Genomic DNA, 22537 nt, shown 5'->3' with positions numbered 1-22537 from the left:
TTAAAAGTTGGTATCAGACTTTTTTATATCCAAATTCTCGATCCAGATATTTCTATATAAAACTTCATGGCCTTCAGATTGGAGTTTTAGGCCACCTGGGCGGTCAGTTATTCCCTTCCCTCCGTCATTTCCACCGTCTAAACCTGAATTAGGCCCTCCCCAGACTTGTTGAATATATTCGTTTTCATGGATTTTAACTCCATTAAAATAGATGGTCACCAAAGGTCGCTCGATTAATTCCCCTTGCTTATCAAACCGAGCCGCACGAAATTGGATATCGTATGCATTCCATTTTTTCAAACCATTATAGATATGGTAAGGTGCCGACTTTTCATTGATAATCGCTGCCATGCCATGGCTGGTAGTATCTCCATCCAAAACTTGGATTTCATACCTGTTTTGTAAATAAACTCCACTATTACCTCCTTCATGAGGTATGAGAAATTCGATGTGCAATCTAAAATCCCTGAACTTCTCTTTGGTCACAATATCTGCGGCACCGTAAAGTCCATTAGCCGCACTTTCGTCATAAGTGTTTAAGACCATACCCTTATGGATTGGATCTTCTGATAGCTGCCATTTTATAGGTAAGGAAGCTTTCAATCGCGGTCCTTCCCAATAGGTCCATTTATCATCCAGCATTTCCCGTGTTCCATTAAAGAGCCACTTGGCGCTATGTGGTTTTTCTGCCCCTACTCCTATTTGAGCCATACTGGATTTGATAGTGAAAAATAAAAGAATGAAACAAGAGAGTTGATAAAAGGTCGTTTTGGATATATTCATTTTGATTTACTTACTTTATACTTTCTAAATATATAAAACAAGTAAATCAATTTAGCATAAATCGAAAAGCTTTTTTATCAGAGGTAATCAGGGACTGTCTATAGGAATGAAATTTATTTAACACCTAGTTGAGACAGTACCTTCTCATACCTTAGCAGGAATTGATGCGGTCTTATTTGCTAAAAAGAACCCAGATCATTTTTATGGTTCTAATGTTGATGTCCTCCTTCACCTTTGTTCATTTCAGCCATGATATAATAAGCCTGATTCATAATATATTTTTTATTTCTATCAGCTGGGTTGAGGAACTGAACGGCTTTCCAATTGTCATTACTTTCTGTAAGTAAAACCTCTACAGGCACAAAATGCCATTCATCACCTGTTTTATTTGCAGCAAACAAATAGTCTTTTTCACCTGATTTGGCAATAGCAGCTTCCTTTACAGCGTATCCTGTTATCCCTTCGGTTAAAACCTGTCCTCGAACATACATGCCAGGTATTAAAAGACCTTTTTTGTTCTCTATTTCGGCATGAATATGCACTGCCTTTGGTTTCTCCTCAAAAGATTTTCCTACAGCATATACTTCTGCATACAGTTCGTCATCTGGAAGCGTTTGCACCTTGAATCTCACTTTTTGACCTTTTTTGACCTTGTAGATATCCTTTTCAAATACCATTAGGTCGGCATGGATATGCTCTATATTGACTACTTCAAACATGGTAAACTGAGGAGATACATATTGTCCGGTTTTGATATGTACTTTCTTGATATATCCTGAAATGGTACTTTTTATTGGGATGTATTGGAGTATTTCTCCTTCTTGAACCCTTTTAGGAGCTATACCCAATAAATTTAATTGGCTTTCCATTCCTTTTACATTTCCATTAAGTCCAGCCAGATTGGCCTTAATTCTTTGGAGGTCTTTTCCAGATCCAACTTCGTTTTCATAAAGTATTTGCTGCCTGTCATATTCTTGGTTCATAAACTTTAATTCATTCCATTTTTGCTGGTAATCTATTTGAAGCTGGATTAATTCAGGATGGCTTACGTAGGCCAATATTTGTCCTTTACCGACTTTATCCCCTTCTATAACTTTAATATTATTAATGTTGGCTCCTATGATAGCAGTTATATTGGCTTCATTTTGTGGTGGTACTTCTAATACACCATTTGCTTCTACTATGCCATTCATGATCCTTTTGGGAATGCTGTCTATTTCGATACCCAAAGTCTTAACCTGATCTGATGTTAAATAAACTCCTTCATTTTTGTCATGATCAGTATGGCTGTTTGAATTGGATTCAATGGTTTTTGAATTATCCATGGTCCCTGAATTACATGCATTTAGGAACACTATTATTAACAAACTATATATGTTATTGAAATTCATTGTTTTAATAATTTATTGGGGTTTCAAAATAGGACAAATTCACCCTGCTTATCAGGTATTTTTCTAAAGTTTTCAATGCCCCTATCTTGATATCCATGACCGTATTGATATTTTCTAAGAAGGTTACATAATCTATTGCTCCTTCCTTGTAAGCCAGTTGAGCTCCCCTTTCCTGTTCTATGGCTAAGGGTAAGGCCTCTTCCTGATAATATTCATAGGAAGTTTTCCACTTTGTCATTGCTTCCAAGCTGTTTGAAAAAGCCGTATTGAGCTTGATTAACTGCTCTTGGTAATCCTTACTTAACTGCTCTACATTGATTTTTGCACTTTGAACTTTTGCCTGGTTGACATTAAAAGCCAAAGGGATGTTTAAGCCTATTTGAAAGGCCCGGTATCCAGAAGCACCATTGATACTTTGCCATCCATATTGGCCACTTATAGTAGGAAGGTAGGCTGCTTTTGCTTTTTTCAAAGCCCTATTTACCAATTCCTTTTTCTCCGAAGAAAGTACGATGCTTGGATGCTGGTCTAGCTGCTGTGCATTTCTAGAAAATTTCTCCAAAAGCATTGATTCATTTTCAACGGTGATGGTATAGTGTTCATCACTTACTAACCATAAATTGAACTTCTGTTCGGCAATATTATAATCGTGGAAGGCTTGTTGCTTTTGGATACTTATCTGTTTGGCTTTGTTCTGGGCAGTTAGCCATTCCAACTTACTGGTAGCTTCAGTTTCCCATCTAATCTTTGCAGCCTTACTGAATTTCTGAAAGAGCGTATCCAAGTGGGAATAAAGTAATAATTTCCTTTTGGCAATATATAAATTAGCAAAAGCCTTACTGACCTCAATGTTTAACTCCAGTTCAGATAGGTGTTTTGCAGCTTCAGCAAGGATTACTTTTTGTTTTTGATATTTCACCTTTGAGGGTATACCCAAAATATCCATTTGCTGCTGCATCACTCCAATCCTCGTGTAGATCCCTTCTCCCTCGAGCAATTCTTCACCACCAGTAAATACCTGAGTATTTCCCATATCCCAAGCACTTTTCTTCATGGCCTCTTGCTTATCAACTTCCATTTGGGCTTTACTGATCAATGGATAATTGCTTTTGGCCATTTCTAAGGCTTCATTCAAACTAAGACTTGGTATACTGTCCTGACTTTGTGCATTAGTAGTTTGTGAGCCTATGAACAGGCCTACCATTAGCACAACGGTTCCTAGCTTTGGAAAGGTTAAAGTAATACTTTTCTTCTCTACCCATTGGTACAATACGGGAAGTACAAACAATGTCAGCAATGTACTGCTTATCAATCCTCCAATAACCACGGTTGCCAATGGCCTTTGAACTTCGGCACCTGCAGTGGCAGAAAGGGCCATGGGGAAAAATCCAAGTATATCAGTAAGGGCTGTCAATAATATCGGTCGTATTCTTCTTCTGGTTCCCTGCTGTATCCTGTCGTATAAGTTTAACCTGTCTTCAATTTTAAGTTCATTTAACCCATTGATCATTACTAGTCCATTTAAGACAGCCACCCCAAAAAGAACTATAAATCCAACTCCGGCTGAAATACTGAAGGGCATGTCCCTTAACCATAGAGAGAATACACCTCCAATTGAGGCCAGAGGAATGGCTATGAAGATCATAAAAGCTTGTTTGATCGATCGCAATGCAAAGAATATGAGGATAAATATGGAAGCTAAAGCAATTGGAACTACCAAAACTAACCTAGATGTAGCACGCTCAAAGTTTTCAAATGCACCTCCATAACGGATATAATATCCAGGTGGCAATTCCAATTCAGCTTTTAATTTTTCCTGAATTTCATTTACCAAGGATTTTATATCTCGGCCTCTTACATTGATCCCGACATAGGTCCTACGATTAGTGTTATCCCTACTGATTTGCATTGGGCCTGCTTGGTAGCTTACCTTAGCTATTTCCTTCATCGGTATCTGGGAACCATTTTGTGTATTAACATAAAGGTTTTTTACATCATTGATTTGAGTTCTATAAAGGGTGTCTAAACGCAGAACCAAATCAAATCTTTTCTCCCCTTCAAAAATCACCCCTGCTTTTTTACCGGCAAATGCTGTTTGAATGACGGCATTGATATCTTCAACGTTTAGATCATATTGAGCCAATTTATCCCTTTCATAATCCACTGTCATTTGAGGCAAGCCAGTTGTTGCCTCTACCCTGTAATCTGCTACGCCTTCTATTCCATTGATCAAACTGCCTATTTCTTGTGCCTTTTGGGCCAATAGGTCCAGATCATCTCCAAAGAGCTTAATGGCGATATCTTCTCTAACCCCAGTAAGCAATTCATTAAATCTCATCTCTATGGGCTGGGTAAACTCATAATTCACCCCAGGAACCACACTGATTTTTTCCTTTATTTTGTTGATCAATTCCTCTTTGGTTTCTGCAGAAACCCATTCGGATTTTGGCTTGAGGATAATAAAACAGTCCGCGATATCCATTGGCATAGGATCAGTAGGGACATCGGCTACTCCAAACCTGCTCATTACCTGTTCCACTTCCGGAAAATTGTCTAAGATGATCTGCTCAATTTTCGTGGAAGTTTCCAATGATTCGGATAGTGCACTGCCCGGCTGTAACATAATATGAAATGCAATATCTCCTTCGTCCAGTTGGGGGATAAATTCTCCTCCCATTTTTGTAAAAGAATAAATGGCCATCGAAAACAAGATCAAAGAAAATCCTATTATCCATTTAGTTCGTTTTAGTGACCACTGTAGTAAAGGCAAATAAGTATTTTCTACTGCCAACACGATTTTGTCCCCCCAGCTTTTTGATGTTGGGTTTTTACTGGCTTTTATAAAAACCGAAGAGATCATGGGGACATAGGTCAAGCACAGTAACATGGCACCGATCATCGCAAAAATGAATGTTAAGGCCATTGGCTTGAACATTTTACCTTCTACGCCTTCCAAAGTAAGAATGGGAAGAAAAACAATCAAAATGATCAATTGCCCAAAGAAGGCAGAATTCATCATTCTTTTGGACGCAGTGCTAGAGACCTTATCTTTTAATTTGGCATTAAGTTCTTTGCCTTGCTTAATTTTACTGTACAATAAGAACACGGTGCTTTCAACTATGATGACAGCGCCATCTACTATAATCCCAAAATCTATAGCTCCAAGACTCATTAAATTGGCCCAAACACCAAAGACCTTCATCATGATAAAAGCAAACAATAGACTCAAAGGGATGGTTGAAGCTACGATTAATCCCCCTCGCCAATTTCCCAATAATAATACCAGGATGAAAATTACGATCAGCCCTCCTTCCAAAAGGTTAGTTGTTACAGTGTTGGTGGTTTTATCCACCAGCTTGCTACGATCTAGAAATGGTTTTATTTTGATGCCTTCAGGTAATGATTCTTGGATTTGTTCAATCCTAGATTTGACATCAGTGATTACTTTGTCCGAATTGGCCCCTTTTAGCATTAAGATCATTCCACCTACGGCCTCTCCTTCTCCATTTTTTGTGAAGGCACCATAGCGGACAGCATGACCATACCTTACATCTGCAACATCTTTGATCTTGATTGGCAGTCCATCTTCATTGCTGATAATAATATTCCTTATTTCATTAAGGTTTCTAACCAAGCCCTCGCCCCTAATGAAATTAGCTTGATGGTTTCTTTCTATATATGCCCCACCAGTATTTTGGTTGTTCTTTTGCAGGGCCTCATAAATATCTAGAATATTGATGCCAATCGCGCGTAATTCATCGGGTGCTACAGCTACTTCATATTGTTTGATCTTTCCGCCAAAAGCATTTACTTCTACTACTCCAGGAACCATGGCCATTTGTCTCATGATAATCCAGTCCTGGATAGTTCTCAAATCTGTAGTACTATAGGTGTTTTTATATGATGGATCAACTTCCAAGGTGTATTGGTAGATTTCACTAAGACCGGTGGAAATTGGTCCGATCATAGGCGCTCCGAAACCAACAGGAATCTCATCCCTGACTTCATTGAGCTTTTCTGCGACGAGCTGCCGTGGCAAATAGGTATCCATATCATCGTCGAATACAATGGTTACCAATGATAGTCCAAATCTTGAAACTGATCTGACTTCTTTGACTCCTGGCAAGTTAGCCATGGCCAGCTCAACTGGATAAGTGATAAATTGCTCTATATCTTCTGTACCCAAGTTTGGTGCTTGGGTGATTACCTGAACTTGGTTATTGGTTATATCTGGTACGGCGTCTATTGGTATTTGCTTAACGGCCCATATACCAGCAATAATAAGAACAATGGTAAACAGTGATATAATTAGCTTATTCTTTATAGAAAAATCTATAAGCTGATTAATCATAAATAATAGGATTTAAATCCCTCTTTCAACTATCTCTTATTGATATAAGGCAAAGCATATATCTTTTCTTCTTGAGAGATATTGATCACAGGAATTGATTTGGATAATAATGAATGGTTTTGACTCTGATGATAAAATGAGTCAGTGTTTATGCAAAATAAAATTTAGGAGGCTTCAAAAAATCTTTTACCTGATCCTCAGGAATATCTGATAGATATACTTTACTGAAGATCGAATATGGTTTTAAGAATTGAATTTCATTATGATCATGGACAACATAATGCAGGTGACAACAATGACACACACAAAGTGGAGAACAATCATCATGCTCACTGTGGTCTTGATGGCCCTCATCTTGGGACAGTAAAACCGTATCAATAGCATCTAATTCTGCTCCTACTTGCTCATCACCACAAGGGAATAACATTAGGGCAAATAAATAGTACCTCAATATGATTACCATCCATTTCATTAAACAAATATATCCATAAAACCCGTGCAATAGGTTTGCAAAAGTTAATTAATCCACAGATGTAGCCCCATTGCGTGAAGCCTTATGTATTATTTAATGTGTATAAACTACCTGCCCTTGACCTAGTGCTTATAATTAAATCAAAGTTTTAACTCCTTTTATTAATTCATTGGCTGAAAATGGTTTATTAATAATGATGTAATTATTTATTCCTTTCAATTCACTATTGAAAATTTCTGCCAGATAAGTATCACTGATCAATATCACTGGTAGATCATATTCAGGAATTAATTTCTTCATGATCTTAATTCCTGATTGACCATAGTCAATGGATATAGAAATGATCAATAAGTCTGGACCAAATTCGGTGATTTGGTTTTCTATATTTTTTGCTTCGTAACACTGTTCTGTTTTGTATTCATATAATTCCAAAATTTCACAGATGTTACTTGAAAAGTTTTTATCCTTTTCGAGTATTAAAATTTTAGACATGGGTGACTAAGTTTCGGGTGACATATCCGTCCTATCCTCTATAATTCGGTAATCAAATATGGTACGGGAATACCAAAAAATTCAGGGAGGGGACAACTCAGAAAAAGATAATATTGTAGGGAAATAGGACTTTAAGACTATTTTCTTTTTTCGCCAATAAGCGTTTCTTATTGTGTATTGTTAAAGATTGGCAAAAATAGAAATGTATTTAGAAAAATAAATAAGTATAAACAAAAAACCTCAATAAGTTTTAAATTATATAAGTATTTTACAATTGGGTGTAAGGTAAATTTTAACATCGGATTTAAGAGTATTTTCAGTTGATTAATTTAGTATTGCTCAGAAAGAGGAATTTTTTTTGTGTTAATTAATTGTCAATAATTAATAACTAAAAAGGGGTTAAATTGTTTTTTTGTAGAATTGTCTGAAAATTTATCCATTTAAAAAATAACTATACATTATGAGTTCAAAGCTAAGTATTCTGTATCCACTTTTAATTATGTTAATATTTTTAGTGTCCTGTGAATCAGCGCATTTTAATGATAATAAAGTAATTGCACATCGAGGGGCTTGGAAGAGCAATGACTTGCCACAGAATTCATTAGCTTCATTGGAAAAAGCCATCGAATTGGGCTGTGAAGGGACTGAATTTGATGTATGGATGACCAAGGACAGTGTCTTAGTGGTAAATCATGATGCGGATTTTGAGGGAATGGAAATAGAACATCATAATTATCAGGAGCTGCTATCCAAGCATCATTCCAATGGAGAAAAGCTGCCTACTGTAGAGGAATATTTATTGGCTGGAATGGAGCAATCCAAAACAAAACTGGTTTTTGAAATTAAACCTTCTAAACTTGGTGTGGAAAGAAGTCAATTCATTGCAGAAAAGTCCCTAGAAATGGTCAATGCGCTTAATGCTGAGAAATGGGTGGATTTTATTACGTTTAGTTATGAAGCAGGTTTGAAGATTATTAATCTTGACTCGAATTCAAGAGTTGCTTATTTAAAGGGAGATAAAACTCCAGCAGAACTTTCCGAGGCAGGTTTTTTTGGATTTGATTATAATATCAAGGTCTTGAGAAATAATCCTGAATGGATCAAAGAAGCTCAGGATTTAGCATTAACCATAAATGCTTGGACTGTCAATAAGGAAGAAGATATGATTTGGCTGCTGGAGAATAATGTTGATTTTATCACTACGGATGAGCCAGAAAAACTATTGGCACTTATTCAAAAAGAAGCACGCTAATCAAAAAGTTACCTTTATCTTAATAATACCCTTTTCTCTGATTTACTCGATCTTAACTAAATTTCTCTGGACATTTTGAAGATTTTACTACTTAAAATATGTAAATTATAAGCATAATTAAGTCAATTCTCAGCCAAAAGCCACCACCATTAATTTACAAAGGCTGGATTTTCTTTAGTATTCATTTTATAATCTTTCTAATTATGTCTGATAAAAAAATCATTACCATAATGGGTGCAACTGGTGCGCAAGGTGGTGGGCTTGCCAGGGCTATCCTAAAAGACCCTAATAGTGAATTTACTGTTAGAGCAGTTACAAGAAACAAAAGTTCAGATAAAGCCAAAGCATTAAGTGATCTCGGTGCAGAAGTAGTTGAGGCTGATGTTGATGATCGTGCCAGTATTATAGGTGCAATGAATGGTGCTTATGGCGCTTATTTAGTTACATTTTTTTGGGACCACTTTTCTCCTGAAAAAGAGTATCAGCATGCCAAATATATGGCCGAGGCTGCTAAGGAATGTGGTTTACAACATGTAATTTGGTCAACACTGGAAGACACCCGCAAGTATGTTCCCCTTGAGGATGATCGAATGCCTACTTTACAGGGAAAATTTAAAGTTCCTCATTTCGATATGAAAGGAGAAGCTAATCATTTATTCAAGGACTTAGGTATTCCCACTACTTTTTTGATGGCATCATTTTATTGGGATAATTTTATTTATTTCGGTAGTGGGCCTCAAAAAGGAGAAGATGGTAAATACTATTTGACTTTCCCCCTCGATGATAAGAAAATGGCAGGAATTGCTTCTGAAGATATTGGTAAGTGTGCCTATGGAATTTTTAAAAAGGGTAAATCTATGATCGGTCAGACTGTGGGAGTAGCTGGTGAAAAACTGACTGGATCAGAAATGGCTACGGCATTTACCAAGCATCTTGGAAAAGAGGTCATTTATAATAATGTAAGTCCAGATACTTATAGAAGTTTTGATTTTCCTGGAGCGGATGACTTGGGAAATATGTTTCAGTTTTACAGGGATTTTGAGGATGTCTGTAATCGCCATAGGGATGTGGGACTTTCAAAAGAGCTTAATCCTGAATTGAAAACTTTCAATGACTGGTTAATTAAGTATGGGGAAAAGGTACCCATGGATTGAATAGTTAAAGCCAAATTTCAATTGAAGTTTGGCTTTGTCTTTTTTCCATATTGCGCAAAAAGTTTCAGATAGAGTTATCAAAAGTTGCGCTAAGAGCATAAAAGAAATAGTATATATCAAATGTTTCTACTCTTTGCGCCTTCATAGTTGACTTAAAGAAAAGCGATGTGAATTCCACCTAGTTAGCTAGTAAATTATTATAGTCTTGTTCTGTATCTATGTCTACTTCTCCTCCTTCAAATGGCAATGAGATTAAATTATATTTATGTTTTAGCAAGATCATTTTTGCTCCCTTATCGCCCTTTAGATGCATTAAATCATTATAATACGTACTAGGAAAAATAGCTGGAACCCCAATGGTCTGAGAATAGCTGCTACAAATTATTTTAGTGATATGATTCCTCCATGTATTGACTAAATTCTGCAAATGACGAGCATGGATATAGGCTTGATCACAAACCAGGATTAAAGTAGCCTTGGACTGGCCTTCCAAATATTTCATTCCTATGGAAATTGAACTTGCTAATCCTGATTCATAGTCGGGATTATAAAGTAAACTGATCTTATTTAAATCAAGTTGGGACTTAATTTGATCTGAATGAGCCCCTAGAACTACAATAATTTCCTTTGAACCTAAGTCAGCACAAGCGTCGATTGTATTTTGCAATAAGCTTTTACCCTTGAATTTCAAAAGTTGTTTCGCCCGACCTAGTCTTGTTGATTTTCCTGCAGCTAATATTAAAATGTTAAAATCAATTTCCTTTGGTTTAACCATGCTATTTGAAATTATATTTTCTGTTTGGGTGGATCCTACCTTCTTGTTTATGTAGTAAGCCACCTTTTCTATTTGAAAATACAGCCTTGATCTCACCTAGGATTGATAAAACTATCTCCTCAGCACTTTCCGCTCCAATATCTAATCCCATTGGACTATAAATATTAAGCTTGCTGGGGTCAAGACCTTCTGCGATAAGTTCTTTCCTCATTAAAGCCCATTTTTTTTTAGGTCCTAGCATGCCCAAATAGGGTATATCCTTACCTATCGCCCATTTGATTATGGCTTTATCATAATTATAGTTATGCGTCATTAACAAAATGGCTGTTTGGCTATCAATTACTAATTCGTTTAAAACTTTTTCAGGTTGACCTATCATTAACTGGCAATTTGGGAAGCGCTGTTTGTTGGCATAACTTGGTCTCCCATCCAGTAATATCATTTCCCAAGCCAATATCTCCCCTACTTCCACTAATGGTATTACATCATTTCCTGCTCCGGCAATAAGTAATTTTATTCTTGGAGGTATATATTCAAAAAATATATCAATTTGCTCCCCCTCAATCTTTGTGCTTTTGAACAGGGATTTTTTTTTAATGAAGGTATCATTGATTTCCTCTTTAAATTCAGACCAATCAATTCCATTTATTTTATTTAACTCATCTTGCTGTTTTATTAAAGTATATGTGCCTTGTTTATCAAAGCGCTTATTATTGGTGGAATATATACTTACTAGTATATTGGGACTGCGTTGTTTGACACATTTCTTTAAATATTCTATTGGATTGGAAGCCTTATTTGCGCTGATTGGTTCTATTAACACATGAATGATTCCTTCACAACCAAGCCCCACTCCAAATACATCACCATTTTCCTCTGAAGTGTCATATTTGACCAATAATGGTTTGTTTTTCACAATCACCATTAGGGCTCTTCTTAAGGCGTCACCCTCTAAACAGCCCCCACTGATGGCACCACTGAGTTCCCCACCCTCAGTAATGAGCATTCTTGCCCCTGCTCCTCTGTAAGAAGATCCTTCTACCCTAACCACGGTGGCCAATGCGGTAGACTGGCCTTTTTCCGAGGCCTTTTCAAAAGCATTAATGATATCGATAGTTTCTTTCATCAGTTTTTTTGGGTGTATTTATATGCTTGGCTGCAGCTTATGAACAGCTTCTCTGATTAGACCAATAGTCTGTTCCACTTCTTCTTCAGTTGTAAATCTTCCAAGGCTGATTCTTATGGAGTTTAAGGCTTTGTTATCCTCTAATCCAATAGCTTTCAATACATGGGAGGGATTTTGTACAATGGATGAGCATGCACTGCCCCTACTTAATGCCAGTTTTTTGCTTAAACTCAAAAGCAATGTTTCAGCATCAATATTTTCAATTGTAATATTACTGACATGGTCTAATCTTTTTCCTTTTCTGGCATTGATAATTATTCCTGGAATTTCTAGTAGCGCATTTTCAAGCTTATCACGAAATTGAGAAAGCTTATTCTGGCCTTTCATTAATTCAATTTTACATAGCTCTGCAGCCTTTCCAAATCCTACCGCTCCTGAAACATTGATGGTTCCACTTCTTTTGCCTGCTTCCTGTTTACCTCCATGAATAAAGGCTGGTAAGGATTTCCTCAATACCGGGTTGTTGATTATGAGTGCGCCTATTCCCTTTGGACCATAAATTTTATGGGAAGAAAGGGCCAGTAAATCTACATTTGTTAAGGATAGGTCCACTGGGATTTTTCCAACAGCCTGTGTAGCATCAGAAATAAAATAGAGATCGTTTTTCTTGGCTATAGCTGATATGCTATCAATGGGGTAAATGGTGCCCAGTTCATTATTAGCTGCCATACAGCAAATGGCAATTGTATCCTTTCTAATAGAAGCTTTTAAAAGTTCAAGGTCCAGTTGGCCGTTTTGGTCGACGGGTAGGTAGCTTATTGCTACCCCTTGATCTTCCAAATATTTGAAAGTTTCCAACACTGCGCTATGCTCGACTTGGGTAGTAATAAAATGTTTCTTGTTGGGACTTCCAATTTTTGCAAGACCCTTTAAAGCCCAGTTTATGGCCTCAGTTGCCCCACTGGTATAAAATATATCATGAATATTGCAGTTTAAAAGGTCTCCAATCTGCTCTTTAGAAATTTCAATGGCTTCCTTGGCTAACCAACCATAATAATGATCGTTACTGGAGGCATTTCCATAAAATTCAGTAAAATACGGCATCATAGCTTCTACGACCTTGGGATCACAAGGAGTAGTGGAGCAATAATCTAAATATATTGGCCGATTCATCTAATCTTATTTAGTTGTAATTTTTTCTAATATAGGAAGGATATTATTCAAACAAATAAAGCCCATTCAATTAATAGTTCTTGTCCATCAGAAGTGCTGTACATCTCCTGATCAATATCTTTTTTATGGGGATTATAACCACTATTAAGCTTAAATAGGGACATTAGTTATTAGGGTTAAAGCCTATAGAATAAGGCCTTTTACATTAAGGTAAATATTACCTCAAAAAAATAATAGCAGCAATTACCTATTTCCACAAGTGGTAGAGGTTAAACTTGTGTTTAATTTTTTGAATAAATTAAAAAGCTTCTCCTATGTAAATATAAAACCCACTGGTATCATTCCCAAAGGCATAGTCCAAACGGGTATATATATCTTTTTTGGGAAATAATAAAAAGCGTAAACCAGCTCCTGCAGACCAGACCATCTTATCAAGGTATAAATTACTGAAATCAGGAAATACAGTTCCAGCACCAGCAAAGACCGCAGCGCCAAACCTTTTGGTAAAACCTAAAGGAATGGGTAAAAATCTAAATTCCACTTGACTTGAAATATAATTCTTATCTCTATAGCGTCCATAATAATAACCTCTCATTTGGCTTTCACCTCCTAAGGCACTGGTCATATTAAAGGGCACTTCTCCCGAATTGAACTGCCCGAATAATTGTGCAGCAAAAACGTTGTTTTTCCCCATAGGCCGATAAAGCCTATTATCAGAGATAATGGTGCTAAACTCATACTTTGCCTTCCAAAAGGGGGCATAGTTAATATAGGCCAATTCTGAAAAAAGGCCTTTTCTGACATTCAGTACATTATGCCGATTATCATAAACTACGCCTAAGCCCAAACCAATATTGGTAGACCCTTCACTGCCAAGGGGCAGGTCTAATATTTCGTTTGGTTCATTGGGTTCAAATTCTACTGCACCAAAATGATTAAAATCCAGTTCCATACCCAGGTAAAAATCCTTTTTCAACTTTTTCAATACCCTTTCCTTGATCAAGAGCTGTTTTGAATCTACCAGGGCCAAATAATCATTACCTGTATCAGGACCCAAACCATAATAATATAGAGGGAATTGTTGGAAGCGAAGTCTACCTAGGAAAAACCATTCTTCTTTATCCGCATAATTGGCATGATCAAACCACAATCCATATTGTCCTTCTAAAGTAACAAATGTAAATCCATTAATCTCACTCAGGCGATTGCTGGTATCCCTTTTAGCATAATACACATACAGCGAACTGAATCCTATTTCCCAGCTTGTTTCTGGAGAATAGGCTAAAGTAGGATAAAGAAGGAATTGGGGCTCGGATACATCACTGGTATCATTAATGATTTTATTAATATACCTTTTAATAAAACCTTGACCCTGGGCTAAAGAAGGGATGATACTACTGCAGCTAAACAGTAGGCTGAATAAAAATAGTTTCTTCATTGATGATCGGTAATCATTTTATCATAAGGTACTATAACCGCAATGATTCCAAAGAGGTTTAAATCTAAACTTAAATTATTACAAATTATTAAAATTCAGGACAAAAAATGATAGATCAACTATTATCGATCATATGGCAACAAAAAAAGCAGTCCTAAAAGAACTGCTTTGAATTTTAAATAATAGTATTTTATAAACCAAATAGACTGGGTAGCCATAAGGTCATTTCTGGGAATAAGGTAATTACAATCAACCCTATGATCATCGCTATGAAGAATGGAAGCAATGGCTTTACCACTTTAGCGATGGAAGTTTTTGCTACCCCAACCCCAATAAAGAGCACTGAACCAACAGGTGGAGTACAAAGTCCAATACATAAGTTTAGGACCATGATGATTCCAAAATGAACAGGATCAATACCCAATTCGCTCACAACAGGCAAGAATATTGGAGTAAAAATCAATACTGCTGGCGTCATGTCCATAAATACACCTACAAAAAGCAGCGTCAAATTAATGATAATAAGGATGATATATTTATTGTCACTTAATGATAGTAGGATTTGACTGATTGACTGCGGAATATCTTCGCTTGACATCACCCATGACATACTCATGGAAGTAGCAATAAGTAATGCTACAACGGCAGTGGTTGAGGAGGATTTAAGCAGTATAGCAGGTAAATCCTTTACTTTGAGTTCTCCATAAATAAATGATAGACCAAGGGTATATAAAACAGCAATAGCTGAGGCTTCTGTAGCGGTAAATATCCCTACAACGATACCTCCAATAACAATGACCAGCAAGGTCAAGCTAGGTGCCGCTTTTAGAAATACACTTCCGAATTCACTGAAGCTGGTTGTTTCACCTTGTGGTAATTTATGTTTTCTAATAAAGAAAGCAGCAGTTAACATCAATAACAGTCCTACAAATAAGCCGGGAATATAACCGGCAACAAAGAGTGCTCCTATGGATACCCCACCACTAGCCAAAGAGTAAACAATAAGAATGTTGGAAGGAGGAATAATTAAACCTGTAGTCGAAGAGGTTACATTTACCGCCACTCCTAATTCTTTTGGATATCCTTCTTCGTCCATCCTTTTACCTAAAATTCCACCTAAAGCTGAGGCAGCCGCTACCGCTGAACCAGCAATGGCACCAAAAAGCATCGCTGCAATAACATTGACATATAATAATCCACCTGGAAGTCTTCCTGTGATGGCTTTGGCAAGATTAATCAATCTATTGGCAATGCCTCCTTTATTCATTATTTCCCCTGCCAAAATGAAAAAAGGAATGGCCAAAAGAGAGAAACTATTGAGCCCTGCTCCCATTCTTTGAGCTATGGTAGTCATGGAAGGCACTGTGGCCACTGTAATCATTAGTGTCAATAAACTGCTAAAACCCAAACTCCAGGCAACAGGAACTCCGAGGCCCATAAGGGTTATAAAACTTAATACTAAAACAATTATGGTTATATATTCCATGATTAGGCTACTGGTTTATGTTGGGTCAAAAGTTTAATATCGGCGATTTGATAGATGGTGATCAATACTCCACTAAGAGGGATTATGGTATATACATATGCCAAAGGGATTTGTAAGGTGCTGGATTTTTGTCCAAGTATATAAGTAATATATACCAAATTACTCCCTCCAAAAATCATCACTGGCACAGCGAAGGCTAGAATGATAATATGTATAAATATCAATAAATTATTTTTCGCTTTTCCTGTGAGTTTAGTAGGCAGAATGTCTATAGCCAGGTGTTCATTATGTCCTGCAACATAGGCTGAGCCCAGCATACCCAACCAAATCAATAGAAATCTTGACAATTCATCAGTAAAAGAGCTGGGAGACATCAGAATATACCTGGACAGTACCTGCCAAGTCACATTGATAACCATTAAACTCATAATGATCATCAGTACATATCCTACACGATGGTTAATTTCATTCTTAATAGAACTGCTGTGTTTAGTCATGGTTTCTGATTTTTTCAATGATTTCATACATTTCTGGCTGTTCCTGTTTGATGGTTTCATACAGGGGCTCAACAGCCTTTCTGAAAGGTTCTTTGTCTGGATAGGTAATGGTCACACCTTCACTCTCCAACAATTTCATGGATTCTTCAACAGATTCAGCCCAGATTTTGTATTGGTAGGTAGCAGATTCATCTGCTGCTTCCTGTAACCATTGCTGTTCTTTCTCAGTCAATCTCTCCCAAACCTTTGTACTGACAATCAGCATATCCGGTACAGCAGTATGCTCATTAATCGAATAAAATTTACAGATTTCGTAGTGCCTTGAACTCACCACACTTGGAGGGTTGTTTTCAGCGCCATCCACAATACCTTGCTGTAAAGCTGTATAAAGCTCTCCCCAAGATACAGGGGTCGGTGATCCTCCAAGACTGTTTACCATATTAATGGCCGTATTACTTTCCATGACCCTAATTTTCTTTCCAACAAGATCTTCAGGGCTTTCAACAGGTTTGTCCTTGGTATAAAAACTTCTTGAACCAGCATCGTAAAAACATAGTCCTTTTAACCAGAATTGGGTACCTTCATTGAGTAGCATTTTACCGATTTCCCCATTAAGTACCCTTTCTTTATGTTTATCATCCTTGAATAAATAAGGCTGACTCAAAACCTGTATTTTTGGGGCAAAACTTTCCATTACCGCCGAGGATACTTTGGTCATGCCCAAACTTCCAATTTGAAGTAATTCTACCAATTCCCGCTCATTGCCAAGCTGGGCATTAGGATAGACATGAACCTTCATTTGTCCATTTGACTTTTCCTCAACTCTTTTTGCCATAAAGATCATGGCATCATGAACTGGGTGGTTAGTGTCTAGACCATGACCTAACTTTATCACAGTTTTACCACCTGGACCTTTACAGGAGCTTAGTAATGCTATAATAATAAAAACCAGTAGGTTAAATTGGGTTATTGTTTTCTTAGATCTAATAAATCTCATTATTTATCTTTTAGGATTTAAGGGACTTTATGGTTGTAAGTGCTTTGCCAATCTGTTCTTCCAAAGCAGTATATTTCTTTTCTTGAATCCACTCTTTTTTGAATAATTGAGAGCCCATGCCCACACAGCTTACACCCGCTTTAAACCATTTTCCTAAATTATCTTCAGTAGGTTCTACCCCTCCCGTAGGCATGATTTTTATTTCTGGTAAAACCACTTTTACAGCAGAAACAAATGATGGACCTAGGACATTTCCTGGAAAGGCTTTGAAGACTTGGGCGCCCATTTCTTTGGCATTAAAAATCTCTGTAACTGTCCCACAGCCAGGGATCCACAAAATATCTTGCTTATTACAAACAACGGCGACTGAAGGAATTAATGCAGGAGACACTATAAAATCTGCACCAGCATCTAAAAACTCTTCCACTTCGGTTGGACTAAAAATTGTTCCTATACCCAAAATCAAACCTTCAAATTGATTGGCGTGTTCTTTTAAAGCTTTGAAGACTTCAAGGGAATTGTTTCCTCTATTTGTAAATTCAAAAACTCTTACACCTGCACGGTATGAGGCATCAATTACCCCTTTAGCCACTTCAATATCATTATGATTAAAAACAGGTATCATACCTGTTTCTTCCATGGCTGCTATAATATCACTTTTATTAAACATCATATCTGCTTATTATCTTAATAATTTCCCAACGTTTTCTCCTTTAACTAACTGTTTGACTTCATCAACTGAAACAAAATTTGCATCTCCTGGAATGGAATGTTTTAAAACAGATGCTGCCGTGGCAAAGTCAAGCGCTTCTTGGTCAGATGAACCTAACAAACCATAAATCAGTCCGGCCATAAAAGCATCTCCACCTCCTACTCTATCCACAATATGCGTCATATCATACTCGGTAGACTTTAAAAGATCTTTGCCATTCCAAAGGACTCCTGATAATTTATTGTGTGAAGCACTGATAGAAGTTCTGTATGTGGTCGAAACATACTTGATGGAAGGGGATTTTTCCTGCGCTTTTTTACAAGCGGTCACAAAATCCTTTTCATGAATGTCCATACAATTCTCGAAATCGGTCAAACCAGCGATAATCAAATCGCATTTATTAATTAGTTTTGGCATGATATCCAGCGGTCCGATACCATATTGCCATAAGTTTCTTCTATAATTGATGTCCCCACTTATTTTTACACCTAATTGGCGGGCAGCCGTAACGGCTTCCAAGCAAATTTGGGATGCAGATGCTGAAATAGCAGGAGTAATTCCTGTCCAATGAAACCAATCTGCACCTTTAAATATTTCTTCCCAATTGATTTTGCTGGGATCAAAATTAGCAAAGACAGAATCAAAGCGGTCATAAATGATTTTTGATGATCGCTGCATAGCACCGTTTTCCACGAAGTACAATCCCATCCTTCCTTCATCAAAATATACATAAGAGGTATCCACCCCAGCAAACCTCAAATACTGTGTGGCAGCCTTACCTAGGTCATTGTTTGGAAAGGCAGTGACATGAGCTGAAGACAGTCCCCAATAAGCTAGAGATACTGCTACATTGGCCTCTGCACCACCATATACTGTATTGAATGTGTTTGAATTAACAAATCTTTCGTGCCCTGGAGTGGATAGTCTCATCATTATTTCACCCAAGGTAATCACCCGTTTTTCCATTGATAACTTCTATTTTATTTCCCGAATTAAAGCCAAAATAAATTTGTTTAGAAAAAATCTCCTGATTTTATTCAGATTAATTTTTTAATTACATAAATTGCGCAATCGATTGCGCAATATAGTAAATATTTAAAGATATGACACATAAAATATTAAAGATTCATCCTAAGGATAATGTCTTAGTGGCACTTAAGGATCTTGAAAAAGGAGAAGTTATTCATTTCGAGGGAAAAGAAATCATCCTTACACATGCGGTAAAGGCCAAGCATAAATTTGCTGAAGAAAGCTTAGCCACTGAGGAAGAAATTTTCATGTATGGAATTATTTGTGGTAAGGCCATGTCCCCCATTGCTAAAGGGGAAGTCCTTACAACCGAAAATGTCGCTCATAAAACATCGGCATTTACTGGTAAGAGAGAAAGCAAAACTTGGCATGCTCCTGATATAAGCAAATGGAATAAGAGAAACTTCATGGGATATCATCGCGAAGATGGGCAAGTTGGAACGGCAAATTACTGGTTAGTTATTCCATTAGTTTTCTGTGAAAACAGGAATATAGAAATCATGAAAGATGCCTTTATCGAAGAATTAGGATTTGCCAAACCCAATAAATACAAGGCCTTTGTAAAACAGATGCGAGAGCTATATGCCCAAGGGAATAAGCAAAAGATAGCAGCGCTTAATGTAGAAACGATAGACCAAGACCAAAAAAACAGGATTTTCAAGAATATTGATGGAATAAAATTTTTGACACACCAAGGTGGTTGTGGTGGAATTCGGCAAGATTCAGAAATGCTTTGCGCTTTGATAGCGGGATACATCAATAATCCAAATGTTGCCGGCGCTACGATTCTTAGTCTTGGATGCCAAAATGCACAACCAGCTATCCTAGAAGAAAAGCTTAAGAAAATCAATCCTGAACTCAAAAAACCTGTTTTATTATTTGAGCAGCAAAAGGAAGGAACAGAAGAGCGTTTATTAACCAATGCCATACAGAAAACATTTTTGGCTTTGACGGAGGCTGATCAAATTTCTAGAAAGCCTGCTCCATTAAGTAAATTGACTGTTGGTCTGGAATGTGGTGGTTCAGATGGCTTCTCTGGTATATCTGCCAATCCTGCCGTAGGACATGCTTCTGACTTGTTGGTAGCTTTGGGAGGAAAAACTATTCTTTCAGAGTTTCCGGAACTATGTGGCGTGGAACAAGAGCTTATAAATAGATGTACCACAGATGAGTCGGCTGAAAAATTTGTCAGCTTGATGAGGGCATATGCTGCGTCTGCAGAAGCGGTAGGTTCGGGTTTTGATATGAACCCAAGCCCGGGAAATATCAAAGATGGTTTGATCACTGATGCAATGAAATCAGCAGGAGCCGCCAAAAAAGGGGGAACCTCTCCTATCGAGGACGTACTAGATTATGCAGAATACGTTACAAAACCAGGACTGAATTTACTTTGTACGCCAGGAAATGATGTGGAAAGCACTACTGCTATGGCAGGATCTGGTGCCAATGTGATTTTATTTACCACTGGCCTTGGTACGCCAACCGGCAATCCAGTTACTCCCGTTTTGAAAGTGTCTTCTAACCACAGTTTGGCCGAAAGGATGTCCGATATTATAGATATTAACACTGGTGGCGTAATATCGGGAGACAAAACTATCGAGCAGATGGGCGAAGAAATCCTTGAACATATAATTGAAGTTGCTAGTGGGAACTTAAAGGCCAAGGCAATGGAGCTTAACCAAGACGATTTTATTCCATGGAAAAGAGGCGTTTCATTGTAAGATTTTAGATGTTAGCTATAAATAATTGATAAAAAGGCGCTATTCGGCGCCTTTTAAGTTTTAATATTTTTGAAATATTATCGGAATCGATTTCGTAATTAAACTGAATCCTTTATTTGACAAGCTATGATTTAATTGTCATTTTTAGACTCAAATAATTTAATCAAATAGAAAAATCATGTTTAAGAAATTTTCTTTTACTGCAGCTTTAATCCTAGGTGGATTAATTTCCTTTTCCTGCTCCCAAAAGGCCGAATCGAATGTTCAGAAAGAATCATCATGGACCTCCTTATTTGATGGTGAGTCTTTAGATGGTTGGAAAGCTCTAGGCGGAGAGGCGGAATTCAAGATTGAAGATGGAGCTATTGTAGGTATTTCAAAAGTCAATACCCCAAATACCTTCTTGTGTACAGAAGAGTTATATTCAGATTATATCGTTGAATTGGACCTTAAAATTGAAGATGAAACCAGTAATTCCGGTGTAATGACCAGAGGTCAATATAATACTGAGAAAAATCGTGTATATGGTTACCAAATTGAAGCTGATCCAAAGGAGAGAGCTTGGTCTGGTGGATTATATGATGAAGCAAGAAGAGGTTGGTTATACCCTTTGACCTTAAATGAGGAAGCTAGAAAAGCTTTTAAATTAGGAGAATACAACCACTATAGAATTGAAGCAATTGGAAATGAAATCAAAACTTGGGTAAACGGCGTGCCTGTTGCTTATGTAGTTGATGATATGGACAGTGAAGGTTTTATCGGGTTGCAAGTTCATGGCATCGGTAGCAATCCTGACCATGCAGGAAGAAAAACTTACTTTAAGAATATTAAGGTTAAAACAGAAAACCTAGAGTCTAAACCTTTTCCTGCAGGACATTATGTTGTAAGTACTGTTGATAATACCTTGACAGATTATGAAAAAGAGGATGGCTGGAAACTATTATTCAACGGTCAAAATCATGATGGCTGGAAAGCTGCTTATAAAGAAGAGTTTCCTTCAAATGGTTGGATAGTGGAGAATGGTGTATTGACCATTAAGGAGTCAGATGGTAGTGAGTCTGAAACTTATGGAGATATTGTTACTGAAGAAAAATTCAGTGCTTTTGATCTATCCTTCCAGTTTAAACTATCTGAAGGTGCAAATAGTGGAGTTAAATATTTTGTAACCCTAAGTGAGGGTAATAGTGGATCTGCTATTGGTCTTGAATATCAAATCTTAGATGATGAAAAACATCCTGATGCTAAAAAGGGTAAAGAAGGGAACCGTACCCTATCTTCTCTATATGATTTGATTACAGCTGACAAGCAAGGAAGGTTTACCAAGGCTATTGGCCAATGGAACCAAGGAAGAGTTATCGTTTATCCTGACAATAAGGTGGAACATTACCTTAATGGTGTTAAGGTATTAGAATATGTTAGAGGTTCCGATGAATTCAGAGATTTGGTAGCTGGCAGTAAATATAAAAACTGGGAAAATTTTGGCGAAGCTCCAGAAGGTCATATTCTTTTACAGGACCATGGTAACAGGGTAAGCTTTAAGTCTATAAAAATCAAGGAGCTAAAGTAATATTATTTGAAATTATAAATGTTGATTTAGGACAGATATAAAGATGACCCCAGGTCCAATAATGATTGGTATTTGGGGTCATTTGTTCTTTAAGGTCAATTAAGAATAACCCCAAAATTAA

Annotated in this window: 18 protein-coding genes; 4 read left to right on the top strand and 14 right to left on the bottom strand. The window is 37.1% G+C overall.

The annotated features are described in order from the left end of the window. The 5 genes from H7U17_RS15930 to H7U17_RS15910 all read right to left on the bottom strand — a co-directional run bounded on the left by H7U17_RS15930 (position 1) and on the right by H7U17_RS15910 (position 7489). Positions 1-783 carry a 3-keto-disaccharide hydrolase gene (locus H7U17_RS15930; protein WP_394353724.1) on the bottom strand — a complete coding sequence of 261 codons (783 nt, stop codon included), beginning with the start codon at positions 781-783 and terminating at the stop codon, positions 1-3. Between the two features lie 209 nt (positions 784-992). Then, complete coding sequence (locus tag H7U17_RS15925; RefSeq protein ID WP_230981451.1) at positions 993-2108, bottom strand: efflux RND transporter periplasmic adaptor subunit; 1116 nt, start codon at positions 2106-2108, stop codon at positions 993-995. Between the two features lie 70 nt (positions 2109-2178). Further along, complete coding sequence (locus tag H7U17_RS15920; RefSeq protein WP_186757751.1) at positions 2179-6525, bottom strand: CusA/CzcA family heavy metal efflux RND transporter; 4347 nt, start codon at positions 6523-6525, stop codon at positions 2179-2181. 148 nt (positions 6526-6673) lie between these two features. Next, positions 6674-6997 carry a DUF6660 family protein gene (locus H7U17_RS15915; RefSeq protein ID WP_186757750.1) on the bottom strand — a complete coding sequence of 108 codons (324 nt, stop codon included), beginning with the start codon at positions 6995-6997 and terminating at the stop codon, positions 6674-6676. Positions 6998-7132: 135 nt separating this feature from the next. After that, positions 7133-7489: a response regulator gene (locus H7U17_RS15910; RefSeq protein WP_186757749.1), complete on the bottom strand. Its 357-nt coding sequence runs from the start codon at positions 7487-7489 to the stop codon at positions 7133-7135. Positions 7490-7988: 499 nt separating this feature from the next. Between H7U17_RS15910 and H7U17_RS15905 the strand changes: the two genes are divergently transcribed. Both H7U17_RS15905 and H7U17_RS15900 read left to right on the top strand, forming a co-directional pair. Then, on the top strand, positions 7989-8741 hold the full coding sequence (locus H7U17_RS15905; protein ID WP_186757748.1) for a glycerophosphodiester phosphodiesterase: 753 nt from the start codon (positions 7989-7991) through the stop codon (positions 8739-8741). A 203-nt stretch (positions 8742-8944) separates the two neighbouring features. Then, positions 8945-9895, top strand: coding sequence for an NmrA/HSCARG family protein (locus H7U17_RS15900; RefSeq protein WP_186757747.1), 951 nt, complete (start codon positions 8945-8947; stop codon positions 9893-9895). Positions 9896-10073: 178 nt separating this feature from the next. Here the strand turns inward: H7U17_RS15900 and H7U17_RS15895 are convergent, their stop codons facing one another. The 9 genes from H7U17_RS15895 to H7U17_RS15855 form a co-directional block, all read right to left on the bottom strand. Continuing rightward, entirely contained in the window at positions 10074-10670 is a 597-nt protein-coding gene (locus tag H7U17_RS15895) for a nucleotidyltransferase family protein (RefSeq protein WP_186757746.1), read from the bottom strand. A 1-nt stretch (position 10671) separates the two neighbouring features. Continuing rightward, positions 10672-11796, bottom strand: coding sequence for an XdhC family protein (locus H7U17_RS15890; RefSeq protein ID WP_186757745.1), 1125 nt, complete (start codon positions 11794-11796; stop codon positions 10672-10674). 18 nt (positions 11797-11814) lie between these two features. Continuing rightward, positions 11815-12969, bottom strand: coding sequence for a cysteine desulfurase family protein (locus H7U17_RS15885; RefSeq protein ID WP_186757744.1), 1155 nt, complete (start codon positions 12967-12969; stop codon positions 11815-11817). Between the two features lie 298 nt (positions 12970-13267). Beyond that, entirely contained in the window at positions 13268-14407 is a 1140-nt protein-coding gene (locus H7U17_RS15880) for a BamA/TamA family outer membrane protein (RefSeq protein ID WP_186757743.1), read from the bottom strand. A 190-nt stretch (positions 14408-14597) separates the two neighbouring features. Beyond that, positions 14598-15893, bottom strand: coding sequence for a TRAP transporter large permease (locus tag H7U17_RS15875; protein WP_186757742.1), 1296 nt, complete (start codon positions 15891-15893; stop codon positions 14598-14600). Positions 15894-15895: 2 nt separating this feature from the next. Continuing rightward, positions 15896-16390, bottom strand: a complete 495-nt coding sequence (locus H7U17_RS15870) for a TRAP transporter small permease (RefSeq protein ID WP_186757741.1) — start codon at positions 16388-16390, stop codon at positions 15896-15898. Then, entirely contained in the window at positions 16383-17387 is a 1005-nt protein-coding gene (locus tag H7U17_RS15865) for a TRAP transporter substrate-binding protein (RefSeq protein WP_186757740.1), read from the bottom strand. The genes H7U17_RS15870 and H7U17_RS15865 overlap by 8 nt, the downstream gene beginning before the upstream one ends. A 10-nt stretch (positions 17388-17397) precedes the next feature. After that, entirely contained in the window at positions 17398-18060 is a 663-nt protein-coding gene (locus H7U17_RS15860) for a bifunctional 4-hydroxy-2-oxoglutarate aldolase/2-dehydro-3-deoxy-phosphogluconate aldolase (RefSeq protein WP_186757739.1), read from the bottom strand. Positions 18061-18069: 9 nt separating this feature from the next. Continuing rightward, positions 18070-19065 carry a sugar kinase gene (locus H7U17_RS15855; protein ID WP_186757738.1) on the bottom strand — a complete coding sequence of 332 codons (996 nt, stop codon included), beginning with the start codon at positions 19063-19065 and terminating at the stop codon, positions 18070-18072. A 137-nt stretch (positions 19066-19202) separates the two neighbouring features. Between H7U17_RS15855 and H7U17_RS15850 the strand changes: the two genes are divergently transcribed. Both H7U17_RS15850 and H7U17_RS15845 read left to right on the top strand, forming a co-directional pair. Beyond that, positions 19203-20849, top strand: a complete 1647-nt coding sequence (locus H7U17_RS15850; RefSeq protein ID WP_186757737.1) for a UxaA family hydrolase — start codon at positions 19203-19205, stop codon at positions 20847-20849. 178 nt (positions 20850-21027) lie between these two features. Further along, the gene (locus H7U17_RS15845; RefSeq protein WP_186757736.1) at positions 21028-22416 is read left to right on the top strand and encodes a 3-keto-disaccharide hydrolase; all 1389 of its coding nucleotides are present in this window, start codon (positions 21028-21030) and stop codon (positions 22414-22416) included. Positions 22417-22537 lie beyond the last annotated feature (121 nt).

This window comes from Echinicola salinicaeni (assembly GCF_014280965.1).
In the GTDB taxonomy this organism is placed as follows: domain Bacteria; phylum Bacteroidota; class Bacteroidia; order Cytophagales; family Cyclobacteriaceae; genus Echinicola; species Echinicola salinicaeni.
Note: the sequence above shows the minus strand (reverse complement) of the source record. Positions and strands in the feature narration are given on the sequence as shown.

Coding starts and splice junctions, on each gene's coding strand:
- H7U17_RS15930 (WP_394353724.1), bottom strand. CDS start 783: ATGAATATATCCAAAACGACCTTTTATCAACTCTCTTGTTTCATTCTT.
- H7U17_RS15925 (WP_230981451.1), bottom strand. CDS start 2,108: ATGGATAATTCAAAAACCATTGAATCCAATTCAAACAGCCATACTGAT.
- H7U17_RS15920 (WP_186757751.1), bottom strand. CDS start 6,525: ATGATTAATCAGCTTATAGATTTTTCTATAAAGAATAAGCTAATTATA.
- H7U17_RS15915 (WP_186757750.1), bottom strand. CDS start 6,997: ATGAAATGGATGGTAATCATATTGAGGTACTATTTATTTGCCCTAATG.
- H7U17_RS15910 (WP_186757749.1), bottom strand. CDS start 7,489: ATGTCTAAAATTTTAATACTCGAAAAGGATAAAAACTTTTCAAGTAAC.
- H7U17_RS15905 (WP_186757748.1), top strand. CDS start 7,989: ATGTTAATATTTTTAGTGTCCTGTGAATCAGCGCATTTTAATGATAAT.
- H7U17_RS15900 (WP_186757747.1), top strand. CDS start 8,945: ATGTCTGATAAAAAAATCATTACCATAATGGGTGCAACTGGTGCGCAA.
- H7U17_RS15895 (WP_186757746.1), bottom strand. CDS start 10,670: ATGGTTAAACCAAAGGAAATTGATTTTAACATTTTAATATTAGCTGCA.
- H7U17_RS15890 (WP_186757745.1), bottom strand. CDS start 11,796: ATGAAAGAAACTATCGATATCATTAATGCTTTTGAAAAGGCCTCGGAA.
- H7U17_RS15885 (WP_186757744.1), bottom strand. CDS start 12,969: ATGAATCGGCCAATATATTTAGATTATTGCTCCACTACTCCTTGTGAT.
- H7U17_RS15880 (WP_186757743.1), bottom strand. CDS start 14,407: ATGAAGAAACTATTTTTATTCAGCCTACTGTTTAGCTGCAGTAGTATC.
- H7U17_RS15875 (WP_186757742.1), bottom strand. CDS start 15,893: ATGGAATATATAACCATAATTGTTTTAGTATTAAGTTTTATAACCCTT.
- H7U17_RS15870 (WP_186757741.1), bottom strand. CDS start 16,390: ATGACTAAACACAGCAGTTCTATTAAGAATGAAATTAACCATCGTGTA.
- H7U17_RS15865 (WP_186757740.1), bottom strand. CDS start 17,387: ATGAGATTTATTAGATCTAAGAAAACAATAACCCAATTTAACCTACTG.
- H7U17_RS15860 (WP_186757739.1), bottom strand. CDS start 18,060: ATGATGTTTAATAAAAGTGATATTATAGCAGCCATGGAAGAAACAGGT.
- H7U17_RS15855 (WP_186757738.1), bottom strand. CDS start 19,065: ATGGAAAAACGGGTGATTACCTTGGGTGAAATAATGATGAGACTATCC.
- H7U17_RS15850 (WP_186757737.1), top strand. CDS start 19,203: ATGACACATAAAATATTAAAGATTCATCCTAAGGATAATGTCTTAGTG.
- H7U17_RS15845 (WP_186757736.1), top strand. CDS start 21,028: ATGTTTAAGAAATTTTCTTTTACTGCAGCTTTAATCCTAGGTGGATTA.